Here is a 23731-nt window from a genome sequence, read left to right as displayed (position 1 = left end):
ATTTTTTTATTTCCAGGGAAAGTATACGATGATTTCGTTATGTATCAAGACCTCATTTTAAAAAGGCAAATTGATAAAAGGTCATTAACCTATTAGCGCAATTAGTCGTTGATGAGAAGGTTTTTGGATGCCACAGTTTACTACGATAACGGAGTACGATAGTTAAAGGAGTATGTCAGGGGTAAGGTGCCGCGACGGCGACTTGCTGTTGCTGATCGTTGAAGTAACGGGCAGAATAGCGTAACAAGGAGGGGGGATTTATTTGAAAATTGGCCGGAGGGAAACTTCGGCTCTGTTTGATTATCGGTCGCTGGCGCTCTGGTTGCCGTCCGGGAATCGGTCGGTGATGGACACGGCCTCCTCCGCGTTGGGATCTTGGAGAATTTTTACTTTCGTTTCATGATTACAATGTGTATACTACATACATCTACAAAATAATACATGATTAGACTTTGGGGCAAACCGGTTGAAATGCTAGGACGCAAAGGCATGGATCGTTTCCACAGCGAAATACCGATTGCCAGTCTGCATTCTATTTGTGTGTTCCCAATCAAACCTCCTTGTATAAGGGTGGTTTTTATTTTGCCGATCAAACATCTTGAGAAACAGCGGAGGTATGAACATATGCAGAAATCGATGAAGCTGTTGTTATCGCTGCACGCAGCGATCACCATCGGAGTGGCAAGCCTGCCCGTACAACAGGCGTATGCAGACAGTCAAGGGCTAAGCGTCCCGTTCCCGGACGTGAAGTCGCACTGGTCGGTTGACAGCGTCGCTTGGGCGGTAGGCAAAAACATTGTCAGCGGCTATGAGGATGGGATGTTCAAGCCTGATAAACCGGTGACGGAGGCCGAGTTTTTGTCCATGCTCATTCATGGCTACAAAACTGATATCAAAAGCGGTTCTTCCAACTGGGCGGAGCCTTATTATAAGCTGTCCTCGTCGCTGAATTATCCTGTGGACGCACAAAATATCAACGCACATAATGAGCCGATCACGCGTATTCGCGTGGCGGAGCTGATCGCCTCGACACAAGGCATGCATTATGACGGCGGTGATGCCATTCGGTATATGTACGGCAAAGGTCTTGCTGAAGGAGAGGCCGACCAGCCGACCATAGCGGGGTTTAACGGCTCTAAGACGCTCACGCGTGCCGAGGCTGTGCAGTTCATTAAGAACATGTCCGAGCACGGATTAGGGGAGCTTCTTGCAAGGCCGGAACAAAGTTCCGATACCAGTGTGTTGCCGGCTATATCTAGCGGGGACGCGGATGCCGGAGCAGAAGCCGATCAAGTTCAAAGCGGCTCCGTCGTACACTCAAATAATGCCGCCGTCGACAATACGCCCGTTTTAAAGCTTGATGACAAGCCTGTTGCTTTCAAAACGAGGCCGGTTATACAAGACGGGATCGTATATTTTCCGATTCAGGAAGTATGCGCCGCGTTTGGGATCGGCTACAAGGAAAATAGCGACGGCAGCATAACGACGACTAATTATGAAGAAACGAACACATTTAGAGACGGGAATACCAACCATTTCGTTCATTATAATCCTGAGAGGCCGATTCTCGGAGAAGAAGAAATACCCCTCGACGGGGGAAAGTCGATGAAGAAAATAAACGGTGTCTTTATGATGCCTGCAGAATTTTTAGACCACATTTGGTTTGCTGTGAATAATGAAGCGACAAAGTTTGCCGACATGTTGACGGTGACCAACGGCCGAGAGGATAAGAGCGAACTGAAGTTTTATACGTATAAACAGTTTGTGCTCAGAGATATGGAAAACATGGACGGTACAAACAGGCAGCCGGATAGTACCCTGTTCGTCGACCCTAGCAAAATACACAGATCGATATGGGTGAAGGAATATGGGTTGCCGAGCTTAGGAACTAGCGTGTACGCCACCTGGAGATGGAACTCCAAAGACAGCCTTTATTATAAATCAAAAGAGATCAAGTTTACCGGGAAAGTAGTCGATGGTGTCGCTAAGGGAACTCTAAGCTTTAAAGGCGATATTACGTATTATCAAGAAACCGATCGCTTAGAGCAGCTAAAGCCCGAGCAGCTGCAAGACATAGAACTGCCATACGAAAACGACGATATCAAGATGACATGGAACGATGCGTTGAACTTGTTTTCAAAAAACAATATCTATCTTCCTGAGTAGCGTCATACTACGGAGTGACAACAAATATTTTCTTTTATGATACGATGTTACTGTGACGCGTAAACAGGCGGGCATTCGGGGCAAGCGCAAATAAACGTTAAGCCCTTTCTAGCAGGTTTGCGTTCACGCGGAGAGAAGATGATGAATGGGATAAGCGGATTTTTTGATCAAGAGGGGAATTTCCTTCGCCACCTGTAATGTCGTACACGAAGGACAATTGCCGCGCGATGGTTCGCTAAGCTAACGGGATTTAGTTCATTTAAACTAAATGCAGTATACCCGGCATGTATTATGGCCGGGTATACTGCATTTTGGCGTTCTCCCATCGACTATAACTTTTTATAGATATCCCTGTTTATATTCATAAAATCCATTTATTACCAAAGTTCTTTGTTAGTTCCATATGGACTCCGAATCCACGCATGAACTTTTTCCACGTATCTAAAAATATTATGTATTTCATGACTGGAAGGATTGGTACCCCTTTGTCATCCGGTAGCAGATATCTTTTCCCGGCCGGACAGGTCAGGTAAGCCGCGCGCAAGCCGGATTCCGGTGATTTCCGTTACGCGGCGGCTTGCCGCGGATGCTTTTATCCCGTGCTTTTGCTATCATTATAAAAAAAGGATAAGGGGAAATCGTAATGACAACTACTATCGTCAGCCGCTTAAGGGAAGAAACGGCGTCCTTTCACGACCAGATCGAACAGAACGCGTATGCGAAAGCGATTATGGATAAATCTTTGACGCTCGAAACCTATATAGCTTATCTGGAGAAATTTTACGGCTTTATCCTGCCTTCCGAAAAAGCGCTCGGTGCGCTGCCGGAATGGGAGGGGCGCGGTTTCGATATCGAATCCCGCAGGAAAGCGCCCCTTCTCGAAAGCGACTTGGAGCAGCTTGGCCTGACGAAGCGGCAAATTGAAGAACTGCCCCAGTGCGGCAATCTTCCCGACGTTTCCACCCTGCCCCGCGCCCTCGGCTATTTGTACGTGCTGGAAGGCTCCACGCTTGGCGGGCAATTGATTACAAAGCAATTGAAGGCGATTCTATCGGTAGATCCGGAAGTGAACGGACGTTATTTCAACAGCTATGGAGCGGAGCTGCGGACCAAGTGGACCGAATTCCGCGAATTTCTTTTGGAGAATGTGAAGGAAGAAGAGCAGGAACACGTCCTTGCCGCGGCCAAAGAAACCTTTATCCTCCTGGATCAATGGCTGAAGGAAGCCCCCGGGAATCATGCGGCTGTAATTTAATAAATAAGGGGCGGATGCCTGTATGACAGATAGAAGAAAATCGAAGGATCCGGAAGTTCTGAACCGGACTCTTTTAACGGAAGGCAATTTTGCTCCCTTGAATGAAGAGATCGACCTGACCAATTGTGACAAGGAGCCTATTCATATACCCGGCCTTATTCAGCCGCACGGTGTCCTTCTTGCCGTTACCCATACGACGGAGCAGCCTTTAATCGTCCAATGCAGCCGGAATGTCGATCTCTTGTTGGGCCGCACTACGGAAGAGCTTCTGGGACGGCCGCTCGAAGAGGTTGTGGGGAAGGCGCAGCTTGCCGCTTTGCGGGAAGAACTCGGAAGCCGGACGTTCGATCCTTCCAAGCTTCATTATATGAACATCAGCATTGAAGTCGGGGGCGAAGCCGTCTCCTTTTACGGGATTATGCATGAAAGCGAAGATCTGCTTATTCTTGAACTCGAACCCGCGCCCGATCGGGAAGAGACGAACACTCAGGATTACGAATGGATCCAAACGTTCTTCTGCAAAATGAAGCGGGCGGGCAACCGGATGGAAGCCAGCCAGATGGCGGCGGAACAGATCAAGGAGATGCTGGGTTACGACCGGGTGATGGTGTACGAATTCGACGAGGAATGGAACGGCAAGGTGATCGCGGAAGCGAAAGAAGAGGGGCTGGAACCGTTTCTGGGCCATCACTATCCCGCATCCGACATCCCCAAGCAGGCCCGGGAGCTGTATTTGAGAAACTGGTTGAGGATGATCGTGGATGTGTATTACAAGCCGGTCGAAATTGTTCCCACGCTTCATCCCGCTACAGGCAGACCGCTCAATCTCAGCTTATCCGTGCTGCGGAGCGTATCTCCTCTGCACATCGAATATTTGCAGAACATGGGAGTGGGAGCGACGACAACGATCTCGCTTATTCATGACAACAAGCTGTGGGGCCTGGTTACCTGCCATCACTATTCACCGAAATATATCACGCACCGGGTCCGCAATCTGTGCAACTTCCTGGGTTTTTTCTTCTCCAGTGAACTCTATCAAAGACAGCAGCTTGACGACTATCAGACCGAAATCGAACTGAAGACGATGGCGAACCGGATTTCCAATATTTTTATCGGAAATACCAGCGCAAACCGCGTCATCGAGCAGCTTAAACTGGAGGAAAAATCGCTTCTCCGGGTGATGAACGCTTCCGGCGTCGCCGTCAGTTACAAGGATAAGCTGGCCTTATTCGGCGTCACCCCGGAAAAAGAGCAAATACGGGAACTGGCGTTCTGGATGTCCAGACATGCCGACGATTACGAATATCATACATCGAGGCTCAGTCAAGAGCACTCGCCTGCGGCCGCATACAAGAAAACCGCCTCCGGGGCGCTTTATTTGGCTCTGTCGCCGGACGGCAAAGATTATGTGATCTGGTTCCGGCCCGAAGTCGTGCAAGTCGTCAACTGGGCGGGGGACCCTTCCAAGGCCGTGCTTAGGGAGAACGACGGTGTCCGGCTGTCGCCGCGCAAATCGTTCGAGAAGTGGAGACAGGTTGTCGAGTCGTCGTCTCTGCCATGGAAGATCCAAGAGCTGCGGCAGTTGCCCGATCTGAAATCCATCGTGCTCAAGCAGACGGAAAACCAGATGAGGCAGGCGGAGGAACAGGCTCGGCAAAATTCCCGGATTCTCAAGGAAAACGAGAAAAGGTATTTGCAGCTTATGGAACTTTCACCCGTTGCCTTCTTCACGATCACGGACAAGCGTGTCGTTTACTGCAACGAACAGGGCGCGGAGCTTTTTCAAGCCGCGAACGCGGAAGAGCTGATCGGCAAATCGGTGGCGGAATTCGTCCATCCCGATTTTCTTCCGGTTCTGCAGCAGAAAATGGCGGATCTGGACACCTCGGCGCTTTCGTTGTTTTCGATGAGCGGCAGATACGTAACCGTCACGGGAGGGGAGTTGCAGCTTGAGATTACGATGGCGAGCGTGATCTACGGCGGCAAGCCTTCCTTGTTTGCCATCGCGCGGCGCAGAGAGGAAGGGGAGAAAGAGATGTTCTCGGAAGTCAGCGATCAGCTGCAGACGTTTATTAACACGGATTCCCTGACCGAAATGCCCAACCGCCGCTTCTTCGAGAAGAATCTGGAGGAGGAGTGGGATCGCGCTGCAGGTACGGGATCGCCGATTTCCCTGATTCTGATGGACATCGACCATTTCAAAGCCTACAACGCTTTGTACGGCTATCAGGGAGGAGACACCTGCCTGCAGTGGATGTCGGACATCCTCGTTGCGATCGGCAAGCCGAACGAAGCGGTAATCGCCCGGTACAGCGGAGGGACGTTCATCCTCCGGCTGGAAGCCGCGATTGAGAAGGCCGTCGATTTGGCGGAGCAGATCCGGCTCGGCGTCCTCTCCATGAAAATCCCCCAGACTCATAGCGACAGCGGCGATTACCTCACCGTCAGTCTGGGTGTGGCAGCGGCTTATCCGGAGCCGGGGAGCGCTCCGGAAGATCTCGTCTATGCGGCGGAACGTGCGCTGCAGAAAGCGAAAAACGAAGGCAGAAACCGGGTATCGGTTACCCCGCCGGTATAAGTGCGCGCCAAAAGACCCTGCAAGGCTTAAAGCTTTGCAGGGTCTTTTGGCTTTGACAAATTCCTTCCGAGATCGGAAGCGTCATCATCGGCTTATTTCGCGACGCCCGATCCGCGCTTGCGAATGAGCCGTTAGCTGTCGTTGTTCCTGCCGCAGGACAGGCGCACCCGCACACCGTTCCTTGCGGCCCCGTCATCGTGCCTCTTTCGTGCAGGTGCCGATCCAGAGCACACCTTCCGAAAACGCTGCATAGGATGCCTGATGAGAAAGGGTATATTTTTCATTATGATTTTGCCGGAATCGGCAGACCGATTAGGAACTGAGCGGAATGCGGAACGTGTTCTTCCCGAGGTTGCCCAATACAGCGGCCGCTCAGGGCAAGCCCACCGACATGGCCCCCTAATTTTTTTGCCGCTTTCATATAAATAGAACGGTTTTAATCGTTTTCCGGTCGTTATTATTTGCTGATTTCGTTTTCCTCTCTAAAGAAAAGGTTAAAGACGATTAGGAAACGGCGCCCCGGCGTAATAATTACATACAATAGTTCAGAGAATAGGTTAAAGTCGGGTCTCATAGATATGTTTGATGGTTTACAAGCGGAAGAGAAGGGACTATAATCGAGTTAATATTTTGCGTTCGAGAAACATTTATGCACGCAGGTAACTTTTAGGCAAGAGGTGAGTACCATGGCTGAACAGGACATCACGAAATATAAACGAACACCTCTTACCGCGGAATCCGTTTTGAGCGGGGACGTGAAGGGACTTAAACGATTGCTTCCTTTTCTGGGGCCGGCATTTATCGCAGCGGTCGCTTATCTGGACCCCGGAAATTTTGCAACCAATATTACGGCGGGGTCGAAGTATGGCTATCTTCTCCTCTGGGTGATTGCCGTGTCGAATCTCATGGCGGTTCTTATTCAGGCTTTATCGGCGAAACTCGGCATTGCGACAGGCATGAACCTGCCGGAAGTCGCGCGCGAGCAGTTCCCGAAGCCGGTCTCGATCTTCTTGTGGATTCAGAGCGAGCTGGTCATCATCGCCACGGATCTGGCCGAATTCATAGGTGCGGCCTTGGGCTTGTATCTGCTGTTCGGCATTCCGATGCTGCCGGCCGCGCTGATTACGGCGGTAGGCTCCTTCGCCATCCTTGAGCTGCAGCGGCGGGGGTACAGATCCCTGGAAGCCGGAATAGCCGGCATGATCTTAATTGTCGTCTGCTCCTTTGCGCTTCAGGTGATCAACGCGCAGCCGGATGCGGGAGCGGTCGCCGCGGGTATTTTCACTCCGAAATTCCAGGGAGTCGACAGCATTTTGCTCGCGGCGGGCATGCTGGGGGCAACCGTGATGCCGCATGCCATTTATTTGCATTCGTCTTTGACTCAGAAACGGATTGTCGGCAAGAACGAGCAGGAGAAAAAACGGATTTTCAAGCTTGAATTTATTGATATTGTCCTGGCGATGGTGATCGCGGGCGCGGTGAACATGGCGATGGTCATTATCTCCGCCGCCTTGTTTTTCAAAAACGGACTCGGCGTGGAGGAGCTGGACGAAGCGTTCCACAAGTTTTACGAGCTGGCCGGTCCGGTATCCGCCGTATCGTTCGGTCTGGCCCTCTTGATCGCGGGTCTTTCCAGCGCCTCCGTCGGAACGTTAGCCGGGGACGTAGTCATGCAAGGCTTTATCAACAAGCGGATCAATTTATATTTGCGACGCGCCATTACGACCATTCCTCCGCTGGTTATTATCATTATGGGAATCGACGCGACCAAAGCGCTTATTATGAGCCAAGTTGTGTTATCGTTCGGCATCGCCTTCGCGTTGGTGCCCCTTCTGCTGTTTACGAGCAACCGCTCGATTATGGGAGGCCTCGTCAATCAGCGATGGACGACGGTTCTCGGCTGGATTATCGCCGCAATCGTTATTTTACTAAATTTATTTTTGCTGGTTACCACGTTCATTTAACCGGCATGAGCCCGTGCCGGCTGGGAATGCAAAGCCTCTCTGATTCAGAGGGGCTTTTTTCTATGGGGCCGCCGTCAGGTTAAAAGAAAAGATACCCGCCGCTGCCGCGTCAGGCGGATAACGAGGGGTATCTGAGTTCGTTCATTTCGACAGTCGGACCTGCTAAAAGCAAACGCCTTAATTGCCCGGGTAAGCCGGGCCTTCCGAAAGCGGAATGTAGGAACCGCGGTAGCGCTCCAGAACGGATTCCGGACATTCCACGGTAAGACGTGCGCCGTCCGCCTCGTAGCGGATAGACCGGACGCGGGCGAATTCATTGAAATAAGCGGCGACATGGCTCTGATCGTAAGGGACGAGCAGCTCGCACTGAACCTCGTGCCGGAAGATCCGCTCCCGGATCTGCTCCGTCAATTGAGAGATTCCGGCTTTTAATTTGGCGGAAATCACGACATTTCCGTTATCCGCACTAGGAAACTCAAGAGAGGAGAGGTCCGCTTTGTTGTACACGAACAGCTTGGGGATATGATCGGCTCCAAGCTCCTTGAGCGTTTCCTCCGTTACCGCCATCTGCCGCTCATACACCGGGCTGGAACTATCGACGACGTGAAGCAGCAAATCCGCTTCCGCAACCTCTTCCAGCGTGGAGCGGAACGCTTTAACGAGATGATGGGGAAGCTGGCTGACAAATCCGACCGTGTCGGTCAGCAGGAACGATCTGCCGTCCTGCAGGCTAATGCTGCGCACCGATGTCTCCAGCGTGGCGAACAGCCGGTCTTCCGCCGTAACCTGCTTGCCGGGGCCGGGGTTGTGCGCCTCCATCATGGCGTTCATCAGACTGGATTTGCCCGCATTCGTATAGCCGACGAGACAGACGACGGGCACTTCGGTCTTGCGGCGTTTCTTGCGCTGAGTTTGGCGATGGCTGACGAGCTGCTCCAGCTCCTTCTGAAGCATGACGATCCGCTCTTCGATTCTGCGCCGGTCCAGCTCCAGCTTTGTTTCCCCGGCGCCTCTGTTCTTAAGCCCCGAGCCGCCGCCCTGCCGTCCGAGCGATTCGCGCAAACCGACCAGGCGGGGGAGCATATAGTGGAGCCGGGCCACCTCGACTTGAAGCTGGGCTTCTCTAGTGCGGGCTCTTTCCGCGAAAATCGCGAGAATCAAGGCCGTCCGGTCCATCACGGACCGGTTCAAGGCGGCTTCCAGATTGCGGAGCTGGGAAGGGGTGAGCTCGTCGTTGCAGATGACGAGATCGGCACCGTGCGCTTCGATGAGCTCCAGCAGCTCTTCGATTTTCCCTTTCCCGATATAGTGGGAAGGATTGCTGCGGGCCAGCTTTTGGGTCAGCATGCCGGCTTCTTCGATCCCGGCCGCGGCGGCCAGATTAGCGAGCTCCTCCATAAAATAGCCGAAATCCGTACGGTTGCCCGGATGAATCCCGATAAGTATCGCTTTTTGTTTTTGTCGTTCCAAACTAATCATCCTCTCGATACAAAAATAAAAACAGCACAAGAATACTTCCCGTGCTGAAGATACAAGAGGACCGGGCACAGAAATCGCGCGGATTTCCTGCCCTGCGGATATATAGGGTCTATGGATGAACCTCTTCGTTTAACCGTCCGAGGGTTACCTGTAAAATGACAGACCTATCCCGTAGTCCTCTGCACACAACACACAGAGTCTTTGACACCATCCTTAGATGTGCAAAGATCTGACCCGGATAAAATCCACCACACGTAACGCCTCCTCTGCTAAGATATATTCACTTTACCACAGCCGCTGCCGCCTTCCGAGGGACAGTTCCCTTTATAGCCATTCTTTACAGGTCTTATAAAAGCGGCCGTCAGCAAATCGCCGTGAACGATTGCTCCATCCCGTGTTAAAATACATAGAGCTTTGAAAGCAGAAAAGTCCATTCAAAAACATACAAAAGGAAGCGGTACCTATGATATTTACTCCAGAGGAAGCGCAGCGGATCAGAGAACAATCGGCAGGCATGGAGTCGGGGGGAGCTCTAACCGAAGAACTGCTTAACCTGATCTATCAAAACAGATGGTTTAAACTGTTCGTCCCGGACGATTTGAACGGCCGCATGACTTCTCTCCCGGACGCTCTCCGGATTTTCCGGGAATGCTCGCGCGTAGACGGAAGTTTCGGCTGGCTGGTGACGATCGGAGCGGGCGGCGGTTTTTTCGCTTCGTTAATGAAGCCGGAAATCGGGTCCGCCTTGTTTGCCAGCGAGAAAGCCGTCGTCGCGGGCAGCGGCGCTCCAACCGGAACAGCCAAGCGGGTCGAAGGCGGCTATCTGGTGAGCGGCCGCTGGAAATACTGCAGCGGCGCCGCCCACGCGACGATGTTCACCGCTAACTGCGCGGTAGAAGAGCCGGAGGGGCAGGGACGGGGAGAGAACGCGGAAATCCGTTCGTTTATTTTTACGCCGGATCAAGTCCGGATTCACCGGGACTGGAATACTTTCGGCCTCAAGGCGACCGGAAGCCATAGCGTTTCCGTTGCGGACCTGTTCGTCCCGGACAATATGACGTTTCTCTTCACGGAAGTGCACGCTTACCGAGACGAGCTCATCTACCGGTACCCGTTTATCCCGTTTGCCCAGGCTTCTTTCGCCGCGGTTGCCCTAGGCATCGCCGCTCATTTCGCTGAAGCGGCCCGCGACTATATCCGCGTGAAGGAGCGGAAAGCGAACGTTCAGAGGAAGCTGGAAGAGCAGGAGGCTCTTCTGAGCAGGACTGAATCCGCTTTCTATTCGGCAATAACGCGTTCGTGGGACGAGCTAGTCCTGCACGGAATCATGTCCGAAGCTGACGAGAAGCAGGTATCCGAACAATGCCTGAGTGCAGTACGCAGCGTGCTGACCGGTACGTTTGAGCTGTTTTCGCTGCTGGGTTTGTCGGCGGCTATGGAAGACAGTCCGGTTAACCGGACGTGGAGAGATCTGCAAACCGTATGCCAGCACAGCCTGCTTTTGCCGGAAGAATAAGGGGGCGGACTCCTTTTATTCGTTCTGAGGCGGAGCCCAAAAGAGAGTCAGACTGTCCGCAGTCTGACTTTTTTTTAAAAAAAATACTTGCAAATCCGCGCGGAGTGGCATATGATGAATTTAAATTAGTGATTGGCCAATCAATAACTAAAAGATCTAACAGAAAGGAGCCAGCTCTATGGTCAAGAAAAATACGTCCTCCGCGAGCCGCCGGACCGATATCGTATCGGCCGCTATCGAAGTATTTGCGGAAACCGGCTATTACCGGGCGACTACGGCACAGGTTGCCGAACGCGCAGCTATTTCCCAGCCGTACGTGTACCGTTTTTTCACCAAGGAGTCGCTGCTCGTTGAAGCTCTTGAAGTATCGTGGCAGCGGATAGAGACGGCTTTCCGGCAGGTGCTGGAATCGGCATCGCCCGATACGCTGGAGAGGGACTTCATTGAAGCGTACGAAGGCATTATGGCCGCCCACGGGAGTGAAATTCTGCTTCAAATGCAGGCGCAGACGATCCGGGAGGAAGCGGTCCGCAAGGCGATGCAGGAAGGGATGAGCCGCGTTAAGCAGCTTGTGCTGAACGCTTTTGAAGAGGCGGAGATGGAAGACGCGGAGCGGCGGACATCGGATTTTCTGGCGAGAGGCATGCTCTGCAATGTGTCGATGGCGATCGGGCTGCCGGACCTGATGTTAAAAAAATAAAACAGGCAGCGGGAAAATTTTTTTAACGGCTAGTAATTGGTTAATCAATAACATTCAAAGGAGCGATTATCATGAAAAAAGTGGTTGTATTGGGTGCGACAGGCGGAGTGGGAACGACTCTTACGGAGGAATTGGTCAAACGGGGGATAGAAACGGTCGCTTTCGGCCGTTCCGCCGCCAAACTGGAAAAGCTGAAGCTGGAGCTGGGAAATCCCGCGCATCTCAAGCTGGTAAAGGGAGATGCCTTCGACTCCGCCGATATTATCAAAGCCGCGGATGGCGCCGATGTCTTGTTTCACAGCGCGAACATTCCTTACCACGAGATGGAATCGAGACTTTTGCCTCTTGGCGAAGCCGTTATGAAAGCGGCCGAACATCTGGCCATTAAAGTGGTCGTGGTGGACGGAATATATCCGTACGGCAGGAGGACCGGCGCGGCGAAGGCGGAGGAGGATCATCCCAAACAGCCGCACACGCGTAAAGGCAAAGTGAGGCTTGCGTATGAGCAGTTGATTTTCGCATCCCGCTGGAAGAGAGCGAAGCCGCTTATCGTTCGGCTGCCCGATTACTACGGTCCTTCCGCGCAGGCTTCTTATCTTGCCATGACCATGGAAGCGATAGCCGCCGGGAAGCCGACTGTTTTTATCGGCAATATGACCGTTCCGAGGGAGTATGTGTATTTGCCGGACGCTTCCAGGATGATTGTCGAGATTGCCGGCCGTGACGGTACCGAGGGTCAGAACTGGCACATTCCGGGACCGGGACTTTTGTCGGGCAAAGAGCTCGTTCAGCTCGCTCAGCGGGCCAGCGGCAAACGGAAGGCGGTATACTCGCTCGGGCGTATGAGCTTGACACTGGCAGGTCTTTTTAACCCCGTGATGAAGGAAGTCGTCGAAATGCTCTACTTGACCGAAGAACCGTTCGTATTGAGCGGCCGGAAGTATGAGAAGGAAATCGGTCCGATCATGTGGACGCCTCACGAGAAAGCCGTTTCCGATACGATTCACGCTCTGATGAATAAAAAATAAAGCATACCAAACCGTTGAATGATTCAGTCCGCCGTCTTTTATAAAAGTAAGTAAAAACAGGCATGCTATAACCGAGGTGATTCCGATGAATGAAGGACCGGCGAATACCGATTTCGAAGCGATTTACGAGAATTACAAGCAGGAGGGAGAAATCCGGGCCGCTCAGGAGCAGACGGAAGCCGCGGCTTCGGACGGTTTGGAATCGATCGTGGCCGTCCGCAAAAACGAGGACGGGGACATTATTGCCGTTAAAACGTCTTCCGGACGCGAGCTCGACTATGTATCCGCCTTGAGTGAAGCGAAGTCCGGCGCCTTGGCCCATGTGGACGTGTTTCACCGGTACGGCCGCGATATTCTCCGCAGCGAGCCAGATGGAGTCAAATCGAATAATCTGGATCAGCTGCCTCCTTTTTAGGGAGCAGGCAAAAGAGCCCGACGATGTCGGGCTCTTTTTACGTGCGAAATAAGCGATGAGGGCTGTAAATGGAATACCCGGTAGTGGTAAAGCGTATTATCGACGGAACTCCGCTGCGCACCAGCCGGTACGCAAAACTTTGAAAGAAAACGGCTTTTTTTCAATCGTGCATTGAGTTGTCCACCCCGTAACGCTTATAATAAAGCGAGTAAAAAGTTTATAAGAAAAGGTGTCTATTCATGAGCATATTAAACGTAGAACGACTGAGCCACGGTTTTGGAGACCGCGCGATTTTTAACGACGTATCTTTCCGCCTCCTGAAAGGCGAGCATATCGGACTCATCGGTGCCAACGGAGAAGGTAAGTCTACCTTCATGAACATTATTACGGGCAAGCTCCAGCCGGATGACGGCAAAGTGGAATGGTCGAAGCGGATGCGGGTCGGGTATTTGGATCAGCATGCGGTTCTCAGCAAAGGTATGACCATCCGCGATGTGCTTAAAGGAGCTTTTCAATATCTGTTCGACATGGAACAGGAAATGAACGGCATGTACGAGAAAATGGCGGATGTCACTCCGGAAGAGCTGGAGCAGATGCTCGAAGACGTCGGCACCATCCAGGATACGCTGACCAATCAGGATTTTTATATGATCGACGCCAAAATCGAGGAAACCGCCCGCGGTCTCGGCCTCACGGATATCGGGCTGGACAAGGATGTCAACGACCTCAGCGGCGGTCAGCGGACGAAGGTCCTGCTGGCGAAGCTGCTTCTGGAGAAGCCGGATATCCTTCTCCTCGACGAGCCTACCAACTATCTGGACGAGCAGCATATCGAATGGCTGAAGCGCTATCTGCAGGAGTACGAGAATGCCTTTATCCTGATTTCGCACGACATTCCGTTCCTGAACAGCGTCATTAACCTGATTTATCATATGGAAAACCAGGAGTTAAACCGCTACGTAGGCGATTACGATCACTTCAAGCAAGTCTATGAAATGAAAAAACAGCAGCTGGAGTCGGCTTATAAGCGCCAGCAGCAGGAAATTGCGGACCTCAAAGACTTCGTGGCCCGGAACAAAGCGAGCGTCGCCACCCGGAATATGGCGATGTCCCGGCAAAAGAAGCTCGACAAAATGGACGTTATCGAACTGGCCAAAGAGAAACCGAAACCGCAGTTTAACTTCAAAGAGGGCAGAACGCCAGGTAAACTGATTTTCGAAACGAAAGATCTTGTCATCGGATATGAAGAGCCGTTGTCCAGACCTCTTAATCTCCGTATGGAAAGAGGGCAGAAAATCGCTCTGGTCGGCGCCAACGGAATCGGTAAAACGACGCTCTTGCGCAGCATTCTAGGCGAGATTCCGGCTTTATCCGGATCCGTGCAGCTTGGGGAAAACCTGAGCATCGGCTACTTCGAACAGGAAATGAAAGAGGCCAACTACAACACGTGTATCGAGGAGATCTGGAAGGAATTCCCTTCGTATACCCAGTTTGAAGTGCGGGCCGCGCTGGCGAAATGCGGTTTGACGACCAAGCATATCGAGAGCAAAATCACGGTGCTAAGCGGCGGAGAGAAAGCCAAAGTTCGTCTCTGCAAGCTGATCAACAACGAAACCAACCTGCTTGTATTCGACGAGCCGACCAACCACTTGGACGTGGATGCGAAGGAAGAATTAGCCCGCGCGCTCAAAGCTTACAAAGGCAGCATCCTGCTCATTTCCCATGAACCTGAATTCTATCGTGAGGTTGTTACGGAGACTTGGAACTGCGAGTCCTGGACGACGAAAGTGTTCTAACCTTCCCGGCCGGGTGCCGTGCCATCCAGAAAAAGTCCTGTCAAGCAATTGCTTCGGCAGGGCTTTTTTATAAACAAAAAAGGGAACAAACATTCGATTCTTAATGTTTTGTTCGTACAAAGCCCAGGAAGTATGTGGTAAAATGAGTGTGTTAAGAATACAAGGAAGGTGAATCGTTTGACTGACCGGTATTCCGAAATTGATGAGGTAATTTTGTACATACAGAGGAACATTTACGAGCCGCTCTCGCTTAATCAATTGGCCTCTTACGCCGCCTACAGCCCTTACCATTTTACAAGACTTTTCAAAGAAAAAATCGGACTTACTCCTCAATACTACGTTTCTTCGCTTCGTCTTCAGAAAGCCAAAGACCTGCTGCTGCGCACAAATTTGAGCATCCGTGACATCGGCCTTGAAATCGGACAGCAAAGCCTGGGTACCTTCACGACAAGATTTACCGAAAAAGTCGGGATGACCCCGTCTGAATTCCGGAATTCCACATTTTTAGCCGACAGCCATTTTCACTCCCTCAAGAAGCTGGATGACTGGTCCATGCCCGAAACCGCTGCACGGCCTTTCGGAAATATCGAAGGAATCGTTCAAGCCACGATACCGTTCGAGGGCGTCATTCTGATCGGACTGTTCGCCAAACCGATTCCGGAAGGGCTGCCGCTGTACGGCACGCTGCTCTCCTCGCTCGGAAGCTTCTGTATTCCGGGCGTTAAGCCGGGCACCTACTACCTGATGGCAACCTCGGTCTCCTGGGGGACGAAGGCGGTTGACTTTCTTTTGACTGAAGCGACGCTGCGCACCCGTTCGAGGGAACCGGTCGTCGTTGAACCGGGAATTCCCGTACCGCAGCAGCTCGTAACCCTGCACGTGCCGCGCTATGACGATCCACCGATTTTGATTTCTCTGCCGGTTCTCATGAATAATTTCCTCAGGCGGGCAAGTTCACCGGGCGGCACCTAACCGGAGAGTCTTCCTCCGCACATCGCAATTTATAAGAAACGTCGGCTTTTAATCGGTGTTACGATATGTACAGGAACCACATATACCTTTCGAGAGGATGTTGATGCATGGCTAAGCATACGACGTATATTTTTTCCGAGGATGCCCGGGCTCAAGCTGAATTTTACATACAGGCGCTGGGAGGCGAGATTACGTCCGTGACCACATACGGACAGGTGCCGGGCGCAAAGGAAGAAGAGCTGAAAGACAAAGTCATCAACCTGAGCCTGGTTGCGGCCGGAGTTACTTTTCTGATGTCGGATTCGATGTTTGAAGCGTTGACACCGGGAAATGTGTTAAATCTCTGTCTTGAATTCGCTACCGAAGAAGAAGCTCACTCGGCTTTTAACAATTTGTCGCAGGGCGGTAAAGTCAATCAACCTCTGGAACCGGCTTTCTGGGGCGCCTTATTCGGACAGCTTGAGGATAAATACGGAATCACTTGGATGATCACGTCCGATCTCTCGGCTTGCAGGGAATCCCAGTAAACCAAGCCGCCGCTAGCCAGTTACGAGAGCGACTTGCAGCAGCCTTTCTGCTCCCCCGACAAATCTCCTCTATGAAAGAAAGGCAAAAATCCGCATTCCCGCGGATTTTTGCCTCCATTAACTGCTTGCATTCAGCTGCCGCATTTGGATCTTAAGGTTCGAAACCTTTCTGGCTTATAAAGATCTGATTCTCGGTAAATACTTTCTTCAAGCGTTCTACCATAAGCTGATAAGCATGAGGATGATACCATTCTTCCATTCCCAACTCCTTATAGACGGTTTCCATGTTCAAACTCCGCGTACGTCTTCCGCCGCTGCCGTCCCCCATAAAATAATCGTCAACGCAAACCCGGTTCACAACCGATTTTAACAGGTCCGGAAATGCCTCACTGCTTGGCAGGAGAGGAGCAATCGCAGCTTGTGCGGGTACTCCGGCAGCTTTTAACGCTTTAAGAGTCTTTACGCGTGCTTGTATAGGCGGCGCCGCCGGGGAGAACCGTTTTCTTATCTCATCCAGGTCCGTTTCTACCGTCATGCTGACACGGACCCGGTTTTTTAATTGAAGCAGCAGATCCATGTCCCGTTCCACTAAAGGGCTCCTAGTTTGGAGGAGCACAAAATCGGGTGGATCTTCGGTCATCACTTCGAGCAGCGACCGGGTGACTTCTTCTTTGTATTCAATTGGCTGATAAGGATCCGTACTCGAGGACATAAAGAGAGTGACGGGACCTTTACTTTTCGCGCGGCGAAGCTCTTTGCGGAAAAGTTCGGCCGCTTGTTTCTTGACATCCACCCAGGTTCCCCATTCGGCTCCGCGGAAAGTGGAGACAGGCATTTTTCTTACATAACAATATGAACAGCCGAAGGAACAGCCGGTGTAAGGATTTAATGAATGGGTATAGCCGGCAAGAAAACCAGTTCCCTTATTCAGCAGTGTTTTAGGCATTGTATACCCGTATTCCAGTTTCATAGTCGCTCCGTTCCTCTGATTGCTTCCGACATGATTTAAAACGGTGGGTGGCATCTGTTTCCGCTTAAGGTACTCAGCTTTCTATCGTCCGGCTCAAGCTTTGGGACTGCCGGTAGCCTGCGGGAGTATAACCGGTTTTCTTTTTAAACAGCGTAATGAAATAGGAGGTGTTCGGAATACCGACTTTAGACCCGATGTCGGACACCGATAGCTGTGAATTTCCGAGCAGACTTTTCGCATTCTCGATGCGAATGTGCTGAAGGTATTCCAGCGGAGTCATTCCTTTAATCCGCTTAAACGTACGCTGCAGATGATAAGGACTGCCGTGGCAAATTTCCGAGAAGGTTCTCAGTGTCAGCGGTTGTTTATAATGGTTGTCCGCGTAATGGACGATTTGTTCGATCCAGTCGTCTTCAGGGAGGCGCCTGCCGGTCGGTTTGCATCTTTTGCACGGACGGAATTGGGCCTGCAGGGCTTGTTCGGCATCTTGGAATATGCAGGTGTTTGCCGGTTTGGGTGTCTTGGATTTGCAGGAGGGACGGCAAAAAATGCCGGTTGTTTTCACTCCGTAAAAAAAGATGCCGTCGTAGGAAGAATCATTGCTGATAATGGCCTGCCATTTATCTGTTGAGGGACTATCCAAGTTTGCCGCTTTCCGAAATCGCACTGACATAGCTGGAAACACCTCCTTTTACCTATCCATTATACCTCTAAAGTGAACGTATGTACGTATAAACGAATGAGACAGCAACATATCGCTAAACCGATATAACGCGCAGAACGACCTGCTATACATAACTTCACTAACTAAAAGCGCAATTTAAGAGAAATCCTTCCGTGAAGCCCATGCTACAATAATAGCAACCGGAAGAATTTTTCGGAAAAACACAATAGATGACATGGAGGTATTTCTTGATGGCAACTAAAGCGGATAAAATTTTTGTGAATTTACCGGTTAAAAATTTGGACAACTCGGTACAATTTTTCACGGCGCTCGGTTTTGAATTCAATGCCCAATTTACAGACGAGAAAGCAACCTGCATGGTTGTCAGCGATAGCATTTTTGTGATGCTCTTGGTTGAAGACTTCTTCAAAACGTTTACGAATAAGGAGATTGCCGATACGGGAAGAAGTGCCGAAGTCATTGTGGCATTATCTGCGGACAGCAAAGAGCAGGTGGACGAGATTGTAAGCAAAGCGCTGGAAGCGGGCGGAAGTCCGATGAATGATAAAGTGGACCATGGCTTTATGTACACATGGAGCTTCCGGGATATCGACGGTCATCATTGGGAGTTTATTTATATGGACGAGAGCGCGGTTGCCCAGGGATAAAGCGCCGATTCGGGAAATAAAGGAAACAAAAAGAACCGCGGCAAGCGCGGTTCTTTTTGTTTGGCTGGAAAGGGTTGGATTATGAAGCGTCCGCCAAGCCTTCACAAAGTTTCTGACTTTACAAATCGGGTATATACCTATATAAAATCATTCATTCTGACGGACTTGTTTCTATACATCAGGGGGAGGACAAGCGATGAAGTGGCAGGGAAGAAGAGGAAGTTCAAACGTGGAAGACCGAAGGGGAGTCGGCGGTAAAACGCTCGTCGGAGGCGGGATCGGCGGGATCATTATCGTGCTCCTCATGACTCTGCTTGGCGGAAATCCCGGCGATCTGCTGAGTGATCTGACGGGCGCAGGCTCCGGATCAAACGCGCCGTACGAGGAAACGCAGCAGGAGAAGGAGCTTTCCCAGTTTGTCTCTGTTGTCCTGGCCGACACGGAAGACGTGTGGAGCGCCCAGTTTAAGCAGCGGGGCCTCGTTTATGAGAAGCCGACGCTTGTTCTGTACACGGACCAGGTGCAATCCGCCTGCGGGACGGCCGGTTCGTCAACGGGACCGTTTTATTGCCCGGGCGACCGTAAGTTATACATCGATCTAAGCTTCTATAACGAGCTTAAGCAGGAGTTTAAAGCGCCGGGGGACTTTGCCATGGCCTACGTAATCGCTCATGAAGTCGGACATCATGTGCAGACACTGCTCGGGACATCCGATAAGATTATGCCGCTGCGCCAAAAGATGAGTGAAGCGGAATTCAATAAATATCTGGTCCGTTTTGAGCTGCAGGCCGATTATTTCGCCGGAGTCTGGGCACATCATGCCAAAGGGATGGATGTGCTTGAAGAAGGCGATCTGGAGGAAGCGTTAACGGCCGCCAGTGCGGTCGGGGATGATACGATTCAGAAAAGAGCGCGCGGCTACGTGGTTCCCGAAAGCTTTACGCACGGCACATCGGAACAAAGAAAATCCTGGTTCAGCAAGGGCTATCAATCGGGAAGAATAGAGGACGGGGATACTTTTACGATTAAGTAGAATACGAAAGATATCCAGAATCACTCATATAAAAGGAAATATCCGTCACCCGGCGGATATTTTTATTTTGACGATCCACAAAGTTCCAAAGAACAGAATCGCATGAATCTCTCCGATTAGAGACATATTACCAATGCATCAAAGTTATGAAAACGGAGGCGAATCATGAAACGGATTACGATCGTTTTTGCTTTATTGACCATTTTCATCACGGTTTTTCCTTTAGATACCTTGGCGGCCGATGGGGGGAATAAGACGTATCACTTCGGATTTAAAAAGAGCAAACAAGGGAAGCCTGCCTCCATTGACGAAGAAGGATTCAAGCATATTTTGGAGAAACATGAAGCGGTTTTTCTTGGGGATACCGGCAAAAAAGAACTTTATCTAACTTTCGATAACGGGTATGAAAACGGGTGTACACCCAAAATACTCGATGTGTTAAAAGCGAAGCAGGTGCCCGCGGCTTTTTTCTTAACCGGTCATTTTGTCGAGGATAAGCCCGAATTGGTTAAACGAATGACGGCCGAAGGTCATCTCATCGGCAACCATTCCTGGAGTCATCCGGACATGTCCCGAATTTCCGACGAGAAAATAAAGACCGAGCTGGACCGGGTCAAAGATGCCGTCGCCAATCTGACGGGGGTGCAAACGATGTCTTTCATGCGTCCGCCCCGCGGAATTTTCAGCGACCGGGTGTTAGAGGTAAGCAAACGATACGGGTACACCAACGTATTTTGGTCGGTTGCTTATAAAGACTGGGACGTCAAAGATCAAAAGGGTTGGAAGTACGCCTACGATAAAGTCATTGCCCAGCTTCATCCGGGCGCGGTCATTCTGCTGCACTCCATTTCAAAGGACAATACGGATGCCTTGGACAAAATAATCGATGAAGCAAAAAAGCAGGGGTACGAGTTCAAGAGTCTGGAAAATATAAACAAAAAGACGGAATAAACGAGTGAACCGAAGGGGCACTCAGACGACGAAAAACCAGGCAGCGTTCGTTGCCCGGTTTTTCGTTATTCTGAGGCCGGAAGCAGGTCCTTAAAGGAGGCATGTTCTTACGGGTTCGTAATAACCACCGTTTGGGACACAGGTTCCCACTTTACATCGGCACCGAGTGCTTCGCTGATGAACCGAACCGGAACCATCGTGTGTTCGTTCACGAGCTGCGCAGGCACTTCCAGTTCTTTGCTCGCGCCATTGACGGCGGCACTTTTAGAACCGATTTTCAAATAGATCGCGGTGCCGCCTTTTTGTGCTGTAACGGATTGCTCCTTCTCGTTCCATAGGATGGTTGCGCCGAGCTTTTCAAAAATAGCTCTTAACGGCACCAGCGTATTGCCTTCTACGATTACCGGCGGCTGCTCGAACCGTTGTGTTTGACCGTCGATGGTTACCTGGATCTCATCCGTCTTTTTGGTTATCGATTCGAAGTCGAATAGATCGGGAGTAATCTCCGGTGATACTTTTATAGCGCTAACGACGGTTTCAAAACCGCTTTCGGACGGTTTAGCCGCCCGTTCTTTAAGCAGCATACCGGTTTCCGTATCATACCATTGTTCTCTGGCCGGCATAATTACAGGCGTCGATCTCACATCGCCTGCTTGATCGGTAAACTTGAGCACTGTTTTCTTGCTTTTACCGGAAAGGTGGTAAGTTTGTCGGCCTAAAATGGTTTCTTCTCCTTGATAAGTGGGATCTTCCGTATCCGTCAGGAATGTTTCGAGGCGCATTTTTGAAAGTTTAGAGTAGCTGTTAAATTCCATGCCATTCAGTTTGACCTTGCTTGTTTTGTTTCCTTCGGCCGTATAAGTGAGGCCGTCGTCTCCGTTAACGAGGAAGGTGGTCAGCGTTTTACCGGCCGTATCATAACTGGTTTCCAGCCTGTATCGGGCATTTGGAGCATCGTCCCAGGATTTGTACCAGACAATGCTGCTCTTTCCGCCTTCGAAATTACTGGTTTCCTTCCATTCCACGTAAATGGGGCCAGGGGCCTTTTCCCTTATTTCTTTTGCCACTTGTTCCAGCGTTAGCGCGCGGGGAGCGGGTTCTTTTGATGCTGCCCCCGCATTAACGGGTAGAGCCGCCGCAAGGATCAACAGCCCCAATCCGGCAGAAATCCATTTCCTGTTTTTTAACATGATAATATACCAACCCTTTCAATTTTATCTTCATAAACATAGTCGAGCCGGAGGAGACTCAGGTTCAATTTATTTTTAACTCACAAGTTTGTATGAAATGTTAACGGGCGTAAATGTAGCGGGCATACCAAAAAGCCCCCGCCGGTTCGGCGGGAGCTTCTCGGAGCGGAGCTAGCTATCTGACCATGGTCACGAACGAATCGAACAGCACCTTCGCATGATGATTCCCGTGGTACATCCCGGGGATCTTTTTGTCGATGTCAAGAAGCTTGTAGACGGCCGTTTGAGCCGTTCGGACGGAATATTCCACCGTGAACACGACATCGTCCGGTATTTCGGTAAATTGCCCGATAAAAGCGAAATTACCGGAGCCGTCCGGAACGACTTGCGGACGATCCCCCGCTTCGCGGGGCATGAACTGGCTCGTAATGAACGGCATCATGCAGGGAATGCAGATGGAGCTTTCCAGCATTTCCGGCAGTTTTTCCGTCAGCTTCAGATGGGACAGCAGCTCCGTCAAAATCTCCTCTCCCGTGCATTCGGACATTTTCTTCGGTACGTAATCACCCGGCTTGTCCGGGAAAAGCCCGTAGCCCCAGAATACCTGCACATCGTCCGGCTGGTTGCGGAAATGCGGCTGGCGCGCAAGCACGACGGACATCAGCCAGCCGGAATCTTTAAAGGTAACGAGCGCGCCCGTACCCGCTTTGTTGCCGGAGAAGTTTTCCATGAAGTCGAAAAACATCGGGTCCTTGCAGGTGACCGTAAACGATGCCCACTTGGACTCGGGGATATGATCGTCGAATGCGGACGGATTGCCGGAGCCCGGCAGCTTCGCGGCAATTTTTTCCCATAGCCCGAAGGAAGGCCCTTTTCCGCCCAGTTTAGGTGGAGACGTCATCGAACCGAGATCGGAGCTTTCCGTCATGGAGCCGTTCGTGAAGAACACGAGATCGTCCGGGTTCACCTCAATCGAGCCGGTATTCCCGTCTTTAACGACCTGGATGCGGTCCGCCACTACCTTGCTTTTTCCCGTGGGATCCGGCTTGAAATCCACATCGGTTACGCGCGTATTCCTCTCGTACCGGACGCCCTGGCTTTCCAGCCATCGCTGGACCGGAAGCACGATCGAATCGAATTGATTATAAGGCGTGCGGGCGACACCGGCCAGGGTATGGATGCGGGGAAACTCATGCATAAACCGGATCATGTATCTTTTGAACTCCGCCAGGCTGTGCCAAGGCTGAAAAGCGAACATCGTCGCCCACATAAACCAGAAATTCGTCTCAAAAAATTCGGGCTCGAACCACTCGTTGATTTTTTGCCTGCCGAGACGATCTTCCGGTGTGACAAGCAGTTTGCCGATATCCAGACGGTCTTTATTGGAAAAGAGCATATGCTCCACGTCGACGATATTCCGGTCTTTATCGACCAGGCGCGCCTGCGCATGGGTCGGATATTTCTCCGTAAAGGCGTAGATGTCGTCTTTGACGGTTTTGCCGGGAGAATCGATCGAGGGAATGGAATCCAGAAGCTCCCACGTGCATTCGTACGTCGGTTCGTTCAGCATCCGGCCTCCCCGGATCACATAGCCCTGCTCTTCGTTGCCGCTTCCGTCCAAAGAACCGCCGTTTACCGGGCGGTCTTCCAAGATATGAATCCGTTCGCCGTCCCAGCCGCCGTCCCGGATCAGGAAAACGGCACCAGCCAGGGAAGCGATGCCGCCTCCTATGAAATAAGCATGGTTGTTTGTCTCTTTTCGCGTATTCACTCTCATCAGCTCCTCTCCCTAATTACTTGGACACAGGGCGGAGAGGAATAAACTAGACAATTTCCGGGTTTTGTCGTACGGAGCAAAC

The 23731-nt window shown here is 51.2% G+C and carries 19 protein-coding genes and 1 riboswitch; of the genes, 14 read left to right on the top strand and 5 right to left on the bottom strand.

Annotation, left to right across the window (positions count from 1 at the left end; genetic code table 11):
• The first annotated feature begins 446 nt into the window (after positions 1-446).
• Positions 447-533, top strand: a riboswitch (cyclic di-GMP riboswitch).
• 91 nt (positions 534-624) lie between these two features.
• From ACI48J_RS14255 to ACI48J_RS14240, 4 genes are all read left to right on the top strand, one after another.
• Positions 625-2166 carry an S-layer homology domain-containing protein gene (locus tag ACI48J_RS14255; protein ID WP_405078825.1) on the top strand — a complete coding sequence of 514 codons (1542 nt, stop codon included), beginning with the start codon at positions 625-627 and terminating at the stop codon, positions 2164-2166.
• 643 nt (positions 2167-2809) lie between these two features.
• Positions 2810-3421: a biliverdin-producing heme oxygenase gene (locus ACI48J_RS14250; RefSeq protein WP_405078824.1), complete on the top strand. Its 612-nt coding sequence runs from the start codon at positions 2810-2812 to the stop codon at positions 3419-3421.
• A gap of 22 nt (positions 3422-3443) precedes the next feature.
• Positions 3444-5999: a diguanylate cyclase domain-containing protein gene (locus tag ACI48J_RS14245; RefSeq protein WP_405078822.1), complete on the top strand. Its 2556-nt coding sequence runs from the start codon at positions 3444-3446 to the stop codon at positions 5997-5999.
• Positions 6000-6685: 686 nt separating this feature from the next.
• Positions 6686-7963, top strand: coding sequence for an Nramp family divalent metal transporter (locus ACI48J_RS14240; protein ID WP_405078821.1), 1278 nt, complete (start codon positions 6686-6688; stop codon positions 7961-7963).
• 177 nt (positions 7964-8140) lie between these two features.
• Here ACI48J_RS14240 and hflX read toward each other — a convergent pair whose 3' ends face one another.
• On the bottom strand, positions 8141-9433 hold the full coding sequence (hflX, locus tag ACI48J_RS14235; RefSeq protein ID WP_405078819.1) for a GTPase HflX: 1293 nt from the start codon (positions 9431-9433) through the stop codon (positions 8141-8143).
• A gap of 472 nt (positions 9434-9905) precedes the next feature.
• Here hflX and ACI48J_RS14230 point away from each other — a divergent pair, with 472 nt between their 5' ends.
• The 7 genes from ACI48J_RS14230 to ACI48J_RS14200 all read left to right on the top strand — a co-directional run bounded on the left by ACI48J_RS14230 (position 9906) and on the right by ACI48J_RS14200 (position 16396).
• The gene (locus tag ACI48J_RS14230) at positions 9906-10958 is read left to right on the top strand and encodes an acyl-CoA dehydrogenase (protein WP_405078817.1); all 1053 of its coding nucleotides are present in this window, start codon (positions 9906-9908) and stop codon (positions 10956-10958) included.
• A gap of 178 nt (positions 10959-11136) precedes the next feature.
• Complete coding sequence (locus ACI48J_RS14225) at positions 11137-11658, top strand: TetR/AcrR family transcriptional regulator (protein ID WP_405078816.1); 522 nt, start codon at positions 11137-11139, stop codon at positions 11656-11658.
• A 71-nt stretch (positions 11659-11729) separates the two neighbouring features.
• Positions 11730-12686, top strand: coding sequence for an SDR family NAD(P)-dependent oxidoreductase (locus tag ACI48J_RS14220; protein ID WP_405078815.1), 957 nt, complete (start codon positions 11730-11732; stop codon positions 12684-12686).
• 85 nt (positions 12687-12771) lie between these two features.
• Positions 12772-13101, top strand: coding sequence for a DUF3892 domain-containing protein (locus ACI48J_RS14215; protein WP_326051775.1), 330 nt, complete (start codon positions 12772-12774; stop codon positions 13099-13101).
• Between the two features lie 239 nt (positions 13102-13340).
• Entirely contained in the window at positions 13341-14897 is a 1557-nt protein-coding gene (locus tag ACI48J_RS14210; RefSeq protein WP_326051774.1) for an ABC-F family ATP-binding cassette domain-containing protein, read from the top strand.
• 177 nt (positions 14898-15074) lie between these two features.
• Complete coding sequence (locus ACI48J_RS14205) at positions 15075-15869, top strand: helix-turn-helix transcriptional regulator (protein WP_405078814.1); 795 nt, start codon at positions 15075-15077, stop codon at positions 15867-15869.
• A gap of 107 nt (positions 15870-15976) precedes the next feature.
• Complete coding sequence (locus tag ACI48J_RS14200; protein ID WP_326051772.1) at positions 15977-16396, top strand: VOC family protein; 420 nt, start codon at positions 15977-15979, stop codon at positions 16394-16396.
• A 151-nt stretch (positions 16397-16547) separates the two neighbouring features.
• Here ACI48J_RS14200 and ACI48J_RS14195 read toward each other — a convergent pair whose 3' ends face one another.
• Together ACI48J_RS14195 and ACI48J_RS14190 are read right to left on the bottom strand one after the other, a co-directional pair.
• Positions 16548-17366, bottom strand: a complete 819-nt coding sequence (locus ACI48J_RS14195) for a radical SAM protein (RefSeq protein ID WP_326051771.1) — start codon at positions 17364-17366, stop codon at positions 16548-16550.
• Between the two features lie 73 nt (positions 17367-17439).
• Positions 17440-18039, bottom strand: a complete 600-nt coding sequence (locus ACI48J_RS14190; RefSeq protein WP_405078813.1) for a bifunctional transcriptional activator/DNA repair enzyme AdaA — start codon at positions 18037-18039, stop codon at positions 17440-17442.
• 242 nt (positions 18040-18281) lie between these two features.
• Between ACI48J_RS14190 and ACI48J_RS14185 the strand changes: the two genes are divergently transcribed.
• From ACI48J_RS14185 to pdaA, 3 genes are all read left to right on the top strand, one after another.
• Positions 18282-18698 carry a VOC family protein gene (locus ACI48J_RS14185; protein ID WP_405078812.1) on the top strand — a complete coding sequence of 139 codons (417 nt, stop codon included), beginning with the start codon at positions 18282-18284 and terminating at the stop codon, positions 18696-18698.
• A 196-nt stretch (positions 18699-18894) separates the two neighbouring features.
• On the top strand, positions 18895-19731 hold the full coding sequence (locus ACI48J_RS14180) for a neutral zinc metallopeptidase (RefSeq protein ID WP_405078810.1): 837 nt from the start codon (positions 18895-18897) through the stop codon (positions 19729-19731).
• A gap of 165 nt (positions 19732-19896) precedes the next feature.
• Positions 19897-20682 carry a delta-lactam-biosynthetic de-N-acetylase gene (pdaA, locus tag ACI48J_RS14175; RefSeq protein WP_405078809.1) on the top strand — a complete coding sequence of 262 codons (786 nt, stop codon included), beginning with the start codon at positions 19897-19899 and terminating at the stop codon, positions 20680-20682.
• Between the two features lie 107 nt (positions 20683-20789).
• Here pdaA and ACI48J_RS14170 read toward each other — a convergent pair whose 3' ends face one another.
• A complete protein-coding gene (locus tag ACI48J_RS14170) occupies positions 20790-21839 on the bottom strand; it encodes a copper amine oxidase N-terminal domain-containing protein (protein ID WP_405078807.1) in 1050 nt (349 codons plus the stop codon).
• 208 nt (positions 21840-22047) lie between these two features.
• Entirely contained in the window at positions 22048-23649 is a 1602-nt protein-coding gene (locus ACI48J_RS14165) for an oleate hydratase (protein WP_405078806.1), read from the bottom strand.
• Positions 23650-23731 lie beyond the last annotated feature (82 nt).

Origin of the sequence: Paenibacillus chitinolyticus, from assembly GCF_045038035.1 — a bacterium.
GTDB classification, from domain to species: Bacteria; Bacillota; Bacilli; order Paenibacillales; family NBRC-103111; genus Paenibacillus_F; species Paenibacillus_F chitinolyticus_A.
This window is presented reverse-complemented; position numbering and strand designations above follow the sequence as displayed.

Bases quoted from the DNA above. Each gene is read 5' to 3' on its own strand.
- ACI48J_RS14195 (WP_326051771.1), bottom strand. From the start codon at position 17,366: ATGAAACTGGAATACGGGTATACAATGCCTAAAACACTGCTGAATAAG.
- ACI48J_RS14220 (WP_405078815.1), top strand. From the start codon at position 11,730: ATGAAAAAAGTGGTTGTATTGGGTGCGACAGGCGGAGTGGGAACGACT.
- ACI48J_RS14240 (WP_405078821.1), top strand. From the start codon at position 6,686: ATGGCTGAACAGGACATCACGAAATATAAACGAACACCTCTTACCGCG.
- ACI48J_RS14225 (WP_405078816.1), top strand. From the start codon at position 11,137: ATGGTCAAGAAAAATACGTCCTCCGCGAGCCGCCGGACCGATATCGTA.
- ACI48J_RS14210 (WP_326051774.1), top strand. From the start codon at position 13,341: ATGAGCATATTAAACGTAGAACGACTGAGCCACGGTTTTGGAGACCGC.
- ACI48J_RS14185 (WP_405078812.1), top strand. From the start codon at position 18,282: ATGGCAACTAAAGCGGATAAAATTTTTGTGAATTTACCGGTTAAAAAT.
- ACI48J_RS14180 (WP_405078810.1), top strand. From the start codon at position 18,895: ATGAAGTGGCAGGGAAGAAGAGGAAGTTCAAACGTGGAAGACCGAAGG.
- ACI48J_RS14245 (WP_405078822.1), top strand. From the start codon at position 3,444: ATGACAGATAGAAGAAAATCGAAGGATCCGGAAGTTCTGAACCGGACT.
- ACI48J_RS14165 (WP_405078806.1), bottom strand. From the start codon at position 23,649: ATGAGAGTGAATACGCGAAAAGAGACAAACAACCATGCTTATTTCATA.
- ACI48J_RS14230 (WP_405078817.1), top strand. From the start codon at position 9,906: ATGATATTTACTCCAGAGGAAGCGCAGCGGATCAGAGAACAATCGGCA.
- pdaA (WP_405078809.1), top strand. From the start codon at position 19,897: ATGAAACGGATTACGATCGTTTTTGCTTTATTGACCATTTTCATCACG.
- ACI48J_RS14200 (WP_326051772.1), top strand. From the start codon at position 15,977: ATGGCTAAGCATACGACGTATATTTTTTCCGAGGATGCCCGGGCTCAA.
- ACI48J_RS14255 (WP_405078825.1), top strand. From the start codon at position 625: ATGCAGAAATCGATGAAGCTGTTGTTATCGCTGCACGCAGCGATCACC.
- ACI48J_RS14215 (WP_326051775.1), top strand. From the start codon at position 12,772: ATGAATGAAGGACCGGCGAATACCGATTTCGAAGCGATTTACGAGAAT.
- ACI48J_RS14190 (WP_405078813.1), bottom strand. From the start codon at position 18,039: ATGTCAGTGCGATTTCGGAAAGCGGCAAACTTGGATAGTCCCTCAACA.
- ACI48J_RS14250 (WP_405078824.1), top strand. From the start codon at position 2,810: ATGACAACTACTATCGTCAGCCGCTTAAGGGAAGAAACGGCGTCCTTT.